Annotated in this window: 17 protein-coding genes; 10 read left to right on the forward strand and 7 right to left on the reverse strand. The window is 36.7% G+C overall.

Features of this window, described 5'->3' with window-relative positions:
• Nucleotides 1-14 precede the first annotated feature (14 nt).
• The 7 genes from AC3E9U_RS00985 to AC3E9U_RS01015 all read right to left on the reverse strand — a co-directional run bounded on the left by AC3E9U_RS00985 (nucleotide 15) and on the right by AC3E9U_RS01015 (nucleotide 6,577).
• The gene (locus tag AC3E9U_RS00985; protein WP_488745039.1) at nucleotides 15-1,103 is read right to left on the reverse strand and encodes a toxic anion resistance protein; all 1,089 of its coding nucleotides are present in this window, start codon (nucleotides 1,101-1,103) and stop codon (nucleotides 15-17) included.
• Nucleotides 1,104-1,112: 9 nt separating this feature from the next.
• Nucleotides 1,113-1,721, reverse strand: a complete 609-nt coding sequence (locus AC3E9U_RS00990) for a TerD family protein (RefSeq protein WP_488745040.1) — start codon at nucleotides 1,719-1,721, stop codon at nucleotides 1,113-1,115.
• A 6-nt stretch (nucleotides 1,722-1,727) separates the two neighbouring features.
• Nucleotides 1,728-2,282 (reverse strand): TerD family protein, encoded by a 555-nt coding sequence (locus AC3E9U_RS00995; protein WP_488745041.1) that lies wholly within the window; start codon nucleotides 2,280-2,282, stop codon nucleotides 1,728-1,730.
• A gap of 4 nt (nucleotides 2,283-2,286) precedes the next feature.
• Nucleotides 2,287-3,093 carry a phosphoribosyltransferase family protein gene (locus tag AC3E9U_RS01000; RefSeq protein ID WP_488745042.1) on the reverse strand — a complete coding sequence of 269 codons (807 nt, stop codon included), beginning with the start codon at nucleotides 3,091-3,093 and terminating at the stop codon, nucleotides 2,287-2,289.
• A gap of 18 nt (nucleotides 3,094-3,111) precedes the next feature.
• Nucleotides 3,112-3,771 carry an HAD family hydrolase gene (locus AC3E9U_RS01005; RefSeq protein ID WP_488745043.1) on the reverse strand — a complete coding sequence of 220 codons (660 nt, stop codon included), beginning with the start codon at nucleotides 3,769-3,771 and terminating at the stop codon, nucleotides 3,112-3,114.
• A gap of 22 nt (nucleotides 3,772-3,793) precedes the next feature.
• A complete protein-coding gene (locus AC3E9U_RS01010) occupies nucleotides 3,794-4,369 on the reverse strand; it encodes a TerD family protein (protein ID WP_488745044.1) in 576 nt (191 codons plus the stop codon).
• Nucleotides 4,370-4,600: 231 nt separating this feature from the next.
• Nucleotides 4,601-6,577 (reverse strand): alpha-ketoacid dehydrogenase subunit alpha/beta, encoded by a 1,977-nt coding sequence (locus tag AC3E9U_RS01015; RefSeq protein WP_488745045.1) that lies wholly within the window; start codon nucleotides 6,575-6,577, stop codon nucleotides 4,601-4,603.
• A gap of 221 nt (nucleotides 6,578-6,798) precedes the next feature.
• On the opposite strand from AC3E9U_RS01015, the gene AC3E9U_RS01020 reads away from it, so the two are divergent.
• From AC3E9U_RS01020 to AC3E9U_RS01065, 10 genes are all read left to right on the forward strand, one after another.
• Entirely contained in the window at nucleotides 6,799-7,752 is a 954-nt protein-coding gene (locus AC3E9U_RS01020; RefSeq protein ID WP_488745046.1) for an isopenicillin N synthase family dioxygenase, read from the forward strand.
• Between the two features lie 146 nt (nucleotides 7,753-7,898).
• Nucleotides 7,899-8,297: a GxxExxY protein gene (locus AC3E9U_RS01025; protein WP_488745047.1), complete on the forward strand. Its 399-nt coding sequence runs from the start codon at nucleotides 7,899-7,901 to the stop codon at nucleotides 8,295-8,297.
• Between the two features lie 42 nt (nucleotides 8,298-8,339).
• Nucleotides 8,340-8,672, forward strand: a complete 333-nt coding sequence (locus tag AC3E9U_RS01030) for a translation initiation factor (protein WP_488745048.1) — start codon at nucleotides 8,340-8,342, stop codon at nucleotides 8,670-8,672.
• Between the two features lie 86 nt (nucleotides 8,673-8,758).
• Nucleotides 8,759-9,631, forward strand: coding sequence for a nucleoside phosphorylase (locus AC3E9U_RS01035; RefSeq protein WP_488745049.1), 873 nt, complete (start codon nucleotides 8,759-8,761; stop codon nucleotides 9,629-9,631).
• A complete protein-coding gene (locus AC3E9U_RS01040; protein ID WP_488745050.1) occupies nucleotides 9,632-10,009 on the forward strand; it encodes a VOC family protein in 378 nt (125 codons plus the stop codon).
• 1 nt (nucleotide 10,010) lies between these two features.
• Nucleotides 10,011-10,538, forward strand: a complete 528-nt coding sequence (locus tag AC3E9U_RS01045) for a GNAT family N-acetyltransferase (protein ID WP_488745051.1) — start codon at nucleotides 10,011-10,013, stop codon at nucleotides 10,536-10,538.
• A gap of 6 nt (nucleotides 10,539-10,544) precedes the next feature.
• Nucleotides 10,545-11,387 carry a substrate-binding domain-containing protein gene (locus AC3E9U_RS01050; protein ID WP_488745052.1) on the forward strand — a complete coding sequence of 281 codons (843 nt, stop codon included), beginning with the start codon at nucleotides 10,545-10,547 and terminating at the stop codon, nucleotides 11,385-11,387.
• A gap of 21 nt (nucleotides 11,388-11,408) precedes the next feature.
• A complete protein-coding gene (locus tag AC3E9U_RS01055) occupies nucleotides 11,409-12,341 on the forward strand; it encodes a transglutaminase domain-containing protein (protein ID WP_488745053.1) in 933 nt (310 codons plus the stop codon).
• 44 nt (nucleotides 12,342-12,385) lie between these two features.
• On the forward strand, nucleotides 12,386-12,970 hold the full coding sequence (locus tag AC3E9U_RS01060) for a DUF3575 domain-containing protein (protein ID WP_488745054.1): 585 nt from the start codon (nucleotides 12,386-12,388) through the stop codon (nucleotides 12,968-12,970).
• 12 nt (nucleotides 12,971-12,982) lie between these two features.
• Nucleotides 12,983-13,531, forward strand: coding sequence for a hypothetical protein (locus tag AC3E9U_RS01065; RefSeq protein ID WP_488745055.1), 549 nt, complete (start codon nucleotides 12,983-12,985; stop codon nucleotides 13,529-13,531).
• Nucleotides 13,532-13,546 lie beyond the last annotated feature (15 nt).

Below are 13,546 nucleotides of genomic sequence, written 5' to 3' on the forward strand. Positions count from 1 at the left end.
TTCTCTTTACCGGTTTAATTTACAACACTCTTTTTTAATTCAGTTTCAAGAGATTGTAAACCGGCATCCAATTGTCTTCTGGTTTCCGCTCCCTGCTGATGAATTTGTTTTACCTCAGAAAGTGTTTCGATCAACGATTGGGTTGTCATTTTAAGCGTATCCAGCGAAACAATAGTATTTTCGTTCTCTCTGGCAACCTCGATACTGTTTTGTTTCAGCATCTCGGCATTTTTCTGTAAAATGGTATTGGTCGTTTCCGAAACTTTTCTTTGAACTTCAATATTTTGTTTTTGTCTTTGAAGCGCCACCGCAAGAGTCAGCTGGTTTTTCCAAACCGGCATCGTCGTTGTTAAAATAGACTGCGCTTTTTCAGCAATTGAAGTATTGTTGTTCTGCACTACTCTGATCTGAGCCAAAGACTGCAACATGATAAAACGCACGATTTTCATATCCGCCAGTCTTTTGTCCAAACGGTTGATAAAATCACGTTTATCTGAAATCTGATAATCCTGATAATTAGAAGGATTACCTTCCATTACTGCAAGTTCTTCATTAAGTTGTTTAAACTTAATATTACCCGCGATAATGTACTTTTCAATTTCTTTGATCTGAGCCACATTACTGTCAAACATAGTCTGAAGCGACGCATTGTCTTTCGCAGAATTGATCATCCCGGCTTTCACCTTGTTGCTGATCTTATCTACGTTGGCTGTAATCTTATCGTATTTCTGAAAAATCTTTTCAACATTAACTACCAGATTTTTCACGAACGGAATCGCCGCGAGGATTTTTTTGAACCCTTTATGATTCAATTCATCCACATCGATATAATTCAGCTCCGTAAGCAATTCGTTAATGTGATTCCCTACTTCTCCGGAATTATAAGTTCTTACCGAATTTAAAAAAGTATCACTTTGCTTGGAGATATTCTGTTGAATCTCAGCACCGAAATTGATTATCGAATTTGAATCGTTTTCATTCAATTTATTGGATATATCCTCATAAGCAGCCATTTCCCCTGCAGGAATCTGATCGAGATTTACATTTCCCTCTTTGTCCATGGCCAAGGAATTCTCCATTACTGAAAGTTGCGTTGTTTCCATATCTTTAAATTATAAGTAATTCTGCTGAATCGTAACCGCAGTCTGTTCTAATTTTCTGTCTGCAGTCGGCACACCTACCGCGTTGAATTTCCAATCTTCATTTCTTTTGTAGAATACACCTAACACCATACTTACACTTCCTGCGAAAGCGCTGTCATTAGCAACATCGTATTTTGCAAAAACTTCCTGTACACGGCCTGGCGTACCTTCATAAATACGGATAGACGCAAACGGAATGTCTTTAAAATCCTGACCTCTGAAGCTGTTGATAAAAAATGCCACGTGATGCGCTGATGGGTTCAGTCTTCCGAAATCCAAAGTGATCACTTCATTATCCAAACCGTCATCGCCATTCAAATCTCCTGTCAAATCATCACCACTGTGAATAATGGCCATATCCGATGATTTTAATTTTTGGAAACTTACCGTATCAAGTAAGTTCTTGTTGCTGTCATAAACACAACAGCTACCGTCTAAATCCACAGGTTCTTTTTTAGTACCGAACAGGCCTTTCTTTTCTATCGCTCCCCAGTTAATCCCAACACAAATATTCTGTAATTTGCTTCCGTTGCTTTTTTCAAGGTTTATTCTTTGCCCTTTTTCTAAATTTATTGCCATCTTTTCTTAGTTATATTTGTTTAAGTAATCTTGTAATCCGCCTTTCATCCCATTTCCTACCGCTTCAAATTTCCACTCTTCGTTGCGTTTGTATATTCTTCCGAATTCAACCGCGGTTTCGATTGAAAAATCTTCATCCAATTCATATTTTACAATATCCTGATTGGTTGCTCCGTCCATGATTCTGATGAAGGAATTACGAACCTGTCCAAAATTTTGTTTTCTGGCTTCCGCATCGTGGATTGTTACCACAACGCAAATTTCATTTACAGTGCTTTCTATTTTTGATAAATCAACCAAAATCTGCTCATCATCTCCGTCACCTTCTCCTGTTAAGTTATCTCCGGTATGGATTACAGCGTCGTTTGGAGATTTCAGATTATTATAAAAGATAAAATGGGAATCTGACAACAGTTTTCCATCTCCACCTAAAATAAATATTGAAGCATCCAAATCAAAACTCGCACCTGTTGATGTCTGGTTAGTATCCCAACCTAATCCGATTGTGAATTTCGGAGCGTTAATACTTTCGCGCTGTCCTTTCTGTAAATTAATAGCCATGTTTTTATCCGATTTTTATTAAATTAATATTTTCTTTATATTCCAATATCTGATGATAATTGTTACTTATTGCAAGATGAAAAAGTTCATCGCTTCTTTCGCTTGAAATGTTTGCGATCAAAAAACTGAAATCTTCCCTGTTTAAATTTAAAATGTATTTTATGATGCGCGTGTTAAACTGAAAACTGTTTCGGTTAATTACAGTAACGATTTCCTTGACCCCTTTAATCGTAAAATAATTGTAGTGATTTTCGATTTTTGGATGAATTTCTTTATTTACCAGCTCCGCAAAATACACAAAAATAAAATCCCCTTGTATATTATACTGATTTAAAATTTTATTGATCGTATGTTCATGACTTCCGGTGATTTTAATATCATCAACAAAAATGCAGAATTTGCCCTCAATGAAATTCCGGTCCATATAATAGGTGTCATTCGAAATCAATTTCACCCTTTGTTCGAAATCAAGATTCCCATAATCGGTAACATAGGTTTGATTCCTGTAGATCTTTGATTCCAAGGAAGCTTTCCTCTCATTTTTAAATAAAAACGTATTCAGCCTTTTCTTGAAATAATGGCATAAAAAATTGGAAGCTGTAGGGATTGATAAATAAGGACTTGGTAAGATTATTATCTCTTCCTGTGAAAGAATCAGGTCGCCATATTTTTCGATAAAACCCTCAAATAAATCATTGGCAAATTGTTCTGCATAGTGTTTGTCTCCAAATTTGAACCAACTGTAGTGATCCTCATTAAAAGGACAAATTTCCTGACTTGTAATCTTATGTAAACTGTATGTTTTATTCACTTTAATCAATTATTTATTTTATACCAACAACGCCTCAAATCCAAATTCCCTTGCACCATTATAATCCGCTGCTACATTGTCTCCCACATGTAAAATTTCCGATTTGGAAACAGGAGCGGATAAATTTACCTTATCAAAAACCAATCGGAATATTTCAAGATTTGGTTTTGAAAAACCACATTCATCGGAATAAATCTTAAACGTGAAATACTTTTCCAAATCATAAAAAGATAGCATTTTATTGAGCGTATATCCTTTTATAAAAGCGGTATTACTCAAAATATTTGTTGTTATGCCTTCTTCCTTTATATTTTTTAAAACTTCCTGAATGTCCGGATAAATCAGCGTCGGCATATTCTCCAGAAATAACTTCTCCGATTCAACGTAAAACGTATTCAGTTTGTCCGTATTGATATTTTTCAACTCAACATCCAACGAACCTAAAATCAAACAGTAAATTTCATTTGTATCAAGGTTAAGTCCGGTTTTTTCGTTGATATTGTTGCACAATACATCATAATATCTGATTTTCTCAGCCACTTTTTCAATAGTGCTTTCGATCTCAAAAAAATCCCTGAATAAAGTATTTCGCTTCTGTTTAAATTCAGGGTTAGATCGTATAAGCGTTAACCAGAGATCAAACGAAATGTGCTTATAATTTTTATAATTTATTTTCAAAAATATTTTCTTTTAGCTTATACTACTTGATGATTTCGCCCGAATAATATTTTTCAAGAAAGAAACCTAAATCTGCTCTGTACCCGATTCCCGATGCCTCAAACTTCCACTGCCCGCTTCTTTTGTATAAACGTCCAAATTCAATACCGGTTTCAATTGAGAAATCCTCATCAAGTTCGTATTTTGCAATTTCGACATTTGCGGTCTCATCTACAATTCTGATATAGGAATTTCGTACCTGTCCGAAGTTTTGCTTTCTGTTCTCAAAATCGGCGATTGTAACTACAAAAAGGATTTCATTTACGTTCGGATCCACTCTATCCAAATCAACTCGGATCGCTTCATCATCAGCGCCATCACTGCTTTTACCGTTTGGATCGTCACCCGTATGCTCAAGTGAACCATCCGGAGATTTTAAGTTATTGTAAAACACAAAATATTCTTCGCCGATCAGTTTTCTGCTTTCATTGATCATAATTGCCGAAGCATCCAAATCAAAATCAAATCCGGTTCCTTCATTGGGATCCCAACCTAATCCGATGGTTATTTTAGATAAACCAAGTTCTATTTTCTGCCCTTTTTGTAAATTTATAGCCATAGGTTAATTTTATATTTTTAAGTGCTAAATATAGACTATAATTTGTAATCTTAAATTTATTTTTTGTTATTTTTCCCGTTGTTTTAAAACAAATCGACCTAATTTTTCTTACAGGAAAATCAAAAAACAGTTAAGTCCGACAAGCACAACAACATGACGGATTTCGCTCTGGATAAAAAGCAAAAAGCCATAACTGGTAATTATGGCTTTTTGCTTCTGTAAGTGATAAAATTAGTATTCTAACAGCTCTAATAGCTCTTTTTCAAATCGCTCTTTCGGTAAATACTGATCTTCCAACGATTTCATAAACGGAATTGCCGATTCCAAACTTGCCACTCGTCTTACCGGAGCATCCAAATACTCGAAACAGTTCTCCATGATCATTGATGAGATATCACTTGCAATTCCTCCAAACAAAGAATCTTCCTGCAGAATGATCACACGGTTTGTTTTCTTAACCGAAGTATAAATCGCTTCCCAATCCAAAGGCTGCAAACTTCTTAAATCCAATAAATCAGCTGAAATTTCAGAATTTTTAGCTAGAGTTTCCAAAGCCCAGTGAACACCCGCACCAAAGGAAATAATCGTTACATCATTACCTTCTTTAAGTAAAGACGCTTTTCCTAACGGCAACGTATAATAATCTTTCGGAACATCCTGATAAATACTTCTGTACAATAATTTATGTTCGAAGAACATTACCGGGTTTGGATCATTAATTGCTGTTGCCAACAATCCTTTTGCATCATAAGGAAATGCCGGATAAACCACTTTTAATCCCGGAGTTTTGGTAAACCACGCTTCGTTTGTTTGTGAATGGAACGGTCCTGCCTGGGTCCCTCCTCCACAAGGCATACGCACTACCACATCGGATTTCTCTTGCCAACGGTAGTGTTGTTTTGCCAATAAGTTTACAATTGGGTTGAATCCTGTCGATACGAAATCCGCGAACTGCATTTCCACAACTGCTTTGTGTCCGTTGATTGATAATCCGTTGGCTGCAGAAACAATTACACTTTCACAGATTGGTGTGTTGCGAACACGGTCTTTACCAAATTTATCTACGAATCCTTCCGTAATTTTGAAAGCCCCACCATATTCCGCGATGTCTTGTCCCATCACCACTAAATTAGGATGACGTTCCATCGATTGACTTAATCCTTGTGAAATCGCATCAATTACACGGATATTCTCGTTTTCACCTTTCGGTTCTATATTTTCAAATGCGTACGGAGCGTAAACATCGTTCAATTCCTCATTCAGATCCGCTACAATAGCAGGCTCTTCCTGAACTTTAGCCCAATCCGTATCGATTTCTTTTTTAATTTCTGCTCTAAAAGCATCATCATCTTCATCTGATAAAACAGCATTCGCTTTTAGATATTTACGATAATTTTCAACCGGATCTTTAATTGCCCACATGTCCATCAATTCCTGAGGAACATATTTGGTACCACTCGCCTCTTCGTGTCCGCGCATACGGAACGTCATGAACTCCAACAACACCGGACGCGGGTTTTCGATCATGGAAGCTTTCAATTCTGAAATCAGATTATAAACTTCTAAGATATTATTACCGTCTACCACATGGCTTTCCATTCCATAACCCACACCTCTGTCTGCCAATTGCTCACAACGGTATTGTTCGTTAGTTGGAGTGGATAATCCGTAGCCGTTATTTTCAATCACAAATAAAACCGGTAAATCCCAAACCGAAGCTACATTCAGTGCCTCGTGGAAATCACCTTCCGAAGTAGCACCTTCACCTGTAAATACAGCGGTTACTTTACCGTTCTTCTTTAATCTGTTCGCTAAAGCAATACCGTCTGCAACGCCCATCTGCGGACCAAGGTGCGAGATCATCCCAATGATGTTATACTCCTGAGTACCAAAATGGAACGAACGATCACGTCCTTTTGTAAATCCGTTGCGCTTTCCCTGCCATTGTGAAAACAAACGGTGTAAAGGAATTTCTCTGGTTGTGAATACACCTAAATTACGGTGCATCGGCAAAATGTATTCGTCTTTATCAAGAACTGAAGTAATCCCGACAGAAATAGCTTCCTGACCAATTCCGGAGAACCATTTGGAAACTTTACCCTGACGGATAAGAATAAGCATTTTCTCTTCAATTAATCTTGGCTTGATTAATTTTTTATATAAATCTAATAATTGTTCGTTGGTCAGATTCTTTCTGTCAAAATTCATGGTATTGTGCTTTTTTAAACGCTCCCAAAAGTATAAAAAATAACAGTTTCAGGCCAATTTGTTTGATATTTTATTTACAATAAATCAATCCGTTCCAAGTTTAAGCTTTCATAAACTTTCGATTTGTTGGATATTTTATTCTTTTTTTCCAGATTTTATTCTATACATTTGTTTTTATAACGGTTTCAAACCGAAAATCTTATTAACAAAAACTAAGTACAATGCAAAACATTCCTAGTGTTGACTTACGTGATTTCCTGTCGGATGATCCGGCACGTAAACAAAAATTTGTAAATGAAATCGGAAAAGCCTACGAAGAAATCGGCTTCGTAGCATTAAAAGGTCATTTCTTAGATGACAAATTAGTAGATGAACTTTATAGTGAAGTTCGCAATTTCTTCAACCTTCCCTTAGAAGTAAAAAGCAAGTATGAGATCCCGGGTATCGGAGGACAGCGAGGTTATGTTTCTTTCGGAAAAGAACATGCTAAAGGGCGTTCCGCCGGAGATTTGAAAGAATTCTGGCATTTTGGGCAGTATGTAAGCAAGGGTTCAAAATATGCATCGGAATACCCTGAAAATGTTATTGTTGAAGAATCACCAAAATTCAACTCGGTTGGCAAAGAAGCTTATCAGATGTTGGAAAAAACCGGAGTTTATGTTCTGCGTGCTTTGGCGATTTATATCGGATTGGACGAATTTTATTTTGACAACTTCATCAAAGACGGTAACAGTATTTTAAGACCTATCCACTACCCTCCAATCACTGATGAACCTAAAGATGGTGCGGTTCGCGCTGCTGCTCATGGCGACATCAACCTGATTACACTTTTAATGGGAGCGCAAGGGAAAGGATTACAGGTACAAAACCATGACGGACAATGGATCGATGCTATTGCAGAACCGGATGAATTGGTTATCAACGTAGGTGATATGTTATCACGTCATACTAATAACAAACTGAAATCAACTATCCACCAGGTAGTTAATCCTCCTAGGGAATTATGGGGTACATCCCGTTTTTCTATTCCGTTCTTTATGCATCCTATCAGTGAAATGCCTTTGAACTGTCTGGACAATTGCATCGATGCGGATCATCCTAAACTTTACGAGGATATCACTGCAGGTGATTTCTTATATGAGCGTTTAGTTGATTTAGGATTGATCAAAAAATAAACATCCTAAGATTATCGTTATAAATTCCAAATTCCAAGTAAAATTGGGGTTTGGAATTTAATTTTTAAATAACTTTGAAGGTTACGACTTTATATTGGACGCGGATAATACTGATAAATTGATTCAACGCAGATAAAAACAGATATATGCAGCTATTACACAAAGAATTAACCAATGAAATTATAAAAACATTTTACGAAGTATACAATGAGTTAGGCTATGGTTTTCTAGAAAAAGTATACCAAAATGCATTATATTTAGAATTAAAAAAACGCGGGCTTGAGGTTGTTCCACAGAAAAAATTAACTGTTTATTTTAAAGGTCAAGCCGTTGGCGACTATTATGCAGATTTGATCGTTAACAATAGTATTATCTTAGAATTAAAAGCATGTGATTATATAGTCGAAGAATTCGAATTCCAACTTCTAAATTATCTTCGAGCAACAGATTGCGAAGTGGGATTACTTTTGAATTTCGGAAAGAAGCCTGAATTCAAAAGAAAAGTATTTCAGAATAATCGTAAAACTAGAAAAGTAACAATTTAAATCCGCGTTGAAACATCCGTTTCATCAGCGTTCTATAAAAAAATGGATTTACAAGACCAACTAAAAAACCTGTTTCCGGACCATGTTCCTTCTAATGAACCGGAAGAAGTTCACGAAGAAGAGCATACACTTTTCATTCAAAAAGAACCATTAATCTGTAAGTATGAAAAGCGAAAAGGGAAAGCGACAACCATCATTGAAGGTTACGAAGGTGACATCGAAGATTTTAAAATATTAGCGAAAGAAATTAAAACGAAACTCAGCGTAGGCGGAAGTTTTAAAGACGAATCCATTATTATCCAAGGAGATTACCGCGATAAAATCATGGCAATCCTTAAGGAGAAAGGTTTTAAAGTGAAACGCGTTGGTGGGTGATAAATCAGTTTACAGTCGCAGTCGTAATTGAGCTACTAAAAAACACACAACTAAGTAACTCAGAAACTAAATAATCCATAAAGATTATGGCAGATATAAAATCATCAGAATTAATTTTAAATCCGGACGGAAGTGTTTATCACTTAAACCTTAAACCGGAAAATATAGCAAATGATATCATCTTCGTTGGTGATCAATTCCGTGTAGAAAAAATCACACAACACTTTGACAGCATTGAATTTTCAACCCAAAAAAGAGAGTTTAAGACCCAAACAGGAACATACAAAGGCAAACGATTGACAGTCATATCAACGGGAATCGGTCCGGACAATATTGATATTGTTATGAATGAGTTGGACGCCTTGGTGAACATCGATTTGAACACGCGCAAGCCAAAAAACGATTTGACGGTTTTAAACATTGTACGTATCGGAACATCCGGTTCTTTGCAGGCTGACATTCCGGTAGACAGTATTGTCATGTCGGAATATGCCATCGGTTTAGACAATATGCTTCGCTCCTATTTGATTGATGCTGTTACAGATAATGAAATTGAAGATGCGTTCATCAGTCATACTAATTGGGATTTACGAAAAGGAAGACCTTATGTTGTGAAAGGAAGCGAAAAATTGTCAAAACTAGTCGAAAGCGATTTGACCTATAAAGGATTTACCGGAACTGCAGGAGGATTTTACGGGCCGCAAGGACGTGTTTTGCGTTTGAACATTCAGGATGAGCAGTTAAACGGCAAAATGGACAACTTCAATTACAAAGGAATCCGGATGACGAATCTTGAAATGGAGACTGCCGCCATTTACGGCTTAGGAAAATTGCTGGGACACGAGACTTTGTCAATGAATGCAATCATAGCAAATCGCGCCAATGGAACTTTCAGTAAAGATCCTTACAAAGGAGTCGATGCATTGATTATTTACGTTTTGAATAAATTAGCGAAGTAAATGAAGTTGAGAATTGCCCGACACACTGATGACCTTGAAAAAATCAAAATATTTTACATAGATATTTTAGGTTTTGAGCTGCTAGGTAGTTTTGAAAATCATGATAATTACAATGGAATTTTCATCGGAAGAAAGGATTCAGACTGGCATTTCGAATTCACACAATCCGATGTTAAAGCTGATCATTTTTCTGATGAAGACGACATCACAGTTTTATATCCGGAAACACCTAAAGAATACAATAGATTGATTAATAAATTATTAGAAAGCAACATATCAACTATTGCTTCAAAAAATGGTTATTGGAACAACAACGGTAAAATGTTTCTTGATCCCGATGGTTTCAGAATTATTATTTCAGATTTAAAAGCAAAATAACATGAATCTAATCATAGAAACAGAACGTTTATTATTGCGGGAACTATTGCTTTCCGATGCTGAAGCGATGTTCAAAATGGACTCCAACCCGAATGTTCACAAATATCTTTGGAACAAACCAACGGAGACCATAGATGAAACACGAAAAATAATCGAATACGTACGACAGCAATACATCGATTACAGCATAGGAAGATTTGCCGTTGTTTTAAAAGAAACCAATGAATTTATCGGTTGGGCAGGTCTGAAATACAACGATAAGGAACTGAACGGCCGAATCAATTTTTATGACATCGGATACCGGTTAGATGAACCGTTCTGGGGAAAAGGGTATGCGACCGAAGCTTCTTTTGCCTGGCTGACTTATGGATTCAACACTATGAAAATCAAAACAATGACAGCTTCAGCTCAAGCAGAAAACGAGGCTTCAAACCGAATTCTGCAAAAAATTGGAATGCAGTTAACAGATCAATACACGGAAGACGGAATTGTATGGAACTGGTATGATTTAGAGAATAAAAATAGTTAAGCAAATATGAAAAGAATAAGAATAGCAGGCGTTCCCGAACATTTTAATTTACCATGGCATTTGTGCATGGAAAATGGTGAATTTGATGAAGTGGATATCGATTTACAATGGACAGACGTTCCGGAAGGTACCGGAAAAATGTGCCAGATGCTTCGTGAAGGAACTACCGATATGGCCGTAATCCTGACCGAAGGAATTATAAAAGATATTGCTGCCGGAAACGAAAGTTCAATAGTTCAGGTTTACGTGCAATCACCGCTAATCTGGGGAATTCATGTGGATGCAAAATCTGATTTCCAGGAATTATCCGATTTGGAAAATAAAAAAGTAGCTATCAGCAGATTGGGCTCCGGTTCACATTTAATGGCAATCGTAAATGCTAAAAATCAAAATTGGAATACTGATTTACAGCTTGAAATCGTTAATACTATTGATGGTGCGGTCGAAGCTTTATCAAACGGTACTGCGGATTATTTCATGTGGGAACGATTCATGACAAAACCTTTGGTGGACAACGGAACTTTCAGAAGAATTGCCGACTGTCCTACTCCGTGGCCCTGTTTCGTGATTGCGGTTCGAAATGAATTCCTGCAATCCAACAAACATGTTGTAGAACAGATTTTGGAAATCATCAATAATACTACTATTGAATTTAAAGATATTCCAAGCATCGACAGAACATTATCAACAAAATATAACCAAAAGCTAAACGATATTCAGGAATGGCTGAAGCTGACACGCTGGTCTCAAAAAAAACTGGATAAACCAACCTTCGAAAAAGTTCAAAATCAATTATTTGATTTAAATTTGATTGCGGATAAACGCGGTTACGAATCGGTTGTAAAATAAAATAGTGAAGGAAACGGTCTGATGATTCCAACAATTCCCCCAAGACTTAAACAATTAAGAGACAGGTTTTCTTTACCGAAGCCATGGGATACTGTTGTTATTTTTCTACTGAACATTCTTATCGCCGTCCCTGTATTTATCATTGCTCACCAGAATTTAATAGATCCCGAATGGTGGATACAATCCGACAGGATTTTGCTTTTCCTGATTATATTGGTGGCCATTCAGTTGATTTTGAGAATGCTAAAAACTGTGATAATCATTTGCATTTTCCTGTATCTGATTGCTTTGGCATGGGGAACTGTTTTCGGAGGCTACGGATTCAATGCCGTGTTTGAAGATTACAGATCTATGGTTTATTCGATGGCGGAAGATCCTAATCCGCAAGACATAATCATTTCAAAACTGCTTCCTTTCCCTAACAAAAGTAAGATTATTGACGCCGTAGATTTCGACAATCCTAAAGTCAGAAATTTTGCGCTCATGACCACAACCAAACATTTTAATCATGTTAGGGGTTTCAAACAATACCGTCAGATTATTCAATGTTTTGCTGCTTTCACCGAAGTTCGCAATCGTTGGAATTATGTTAATGATCCCAAAGGAAAAGAATACATTGCGTACGCCAGCGAATCGTTACAGCATTTCTCAGGTGATTGTGATGATCATGCGATTCTGATGTCGGCTCTTGTTCGCGCGATCGGCGGAACACCTCGTATTATTCATACCGGAGGGCATTTATATCCGGAAATGCTGATAGGAAATAAATCCGATCTTGAAAATATTAACTACCTCGTTAAAGAAGTGCTTTTTAAACAGGAAAGTGAGGGCAAGGAATTACATTACCATATAGATGAACGCGGTCAGATCTGGCTGAATCTGGACTATACGGCAAAATATCCCGGTGGACCTTTTATGAGCGAAGAAATTCTGGGTGCCCTAACTTTGAATTAAGCAACCTTTTGTTATATTTACCATCCTTTAATAAAAAATCTACTATGAACAAAATAGCTTTTCTGGGAGCTTTACTCTTTTTTCAATTGGCATCTGCTCAGGATTCAACTGCAACAGGAACCGTAAAACCATTCGAGTTCAAAAAAAATGAAATTAAAATTGATGTGGTTTCGCTGATTATGTCAAAATTCCATATCAGTTACGAACGTTTTCTGAACGATGATTTTTCAGTTGGTGTTAGTGGTGTTTTATCCAAAAGCAATAAAAAAGAAGATGATTTTGACAAAGGTTATAACAAGACTTTACCGCAATATGAAGTGAATCCCTTTGTTCGTTATTCGCTTTCAAAAAGTAAGGTCAGCTACTATTTTATCGAAGCCTTTGCATCTGTGAACGGAGGAAAATACCGCGAATTGGAACGTTTTGTCGAAAACGGTTACGGATATTGGGAAGCTACTGAAAACAATTATACCGCTTTTGCTCTTGGCGCTGCGATAGGATACAAATTGTATATTAAGGAAAAGTTCGGAATTGAGGTCTTTGTCGGATCAGGACGAAACATTACAAATATGGAAATTAGTCCGAAATATGTTGAGCGAGTTGGTGCAAATTTTGGTTACAGATTTTAATAAGCAATTAAGATGAAAAAAATAAAATTATTCGCAATAGCCGTTTTAGGGATACTTTGCTTAGTTTCATGCAATGGAGATGATGAATTTTACAATGCAGCTTATGTATCGGTTCCGGATTTGATAACCATCGACACTCCGTCCAGCTATGCTGTTGGTGATAATGTTTCGTTCCATACTGACTTTTCAAGATATTTGCAGGAAGACGGTTTTACAGAACCGTTAGATATCTATAAAACAAGCAAAGCAGAGTCCTTTGAATTCGCATACCGTATCGAAAAGGAAACTTCTCCGGGGGTTTGGACTTCTGTTTTTAACAATCAGGACGAATACAGTGTAGCAGCAGCCCATTACCAATCGGGTACCGAGACTTATAAGTGTGATGTAGCTAAACCTTTGAATTCAGCAGGGAATTATCGATTAGCTTTCGGTGAGAGTTATACCGGAATCGCATCCACTGATTTGATTTCCAATAACCCTGAAAATGAAACTTCAGTTAGGATTACTACGAATGCTAATAATACGAACAATGAAGGTTATTATTACTTTACGGTAAACTAAATACAAAAAAAATCC

This window comes from Flavobacterium sp. 21.1 (genome assembly GCF_057801535.1).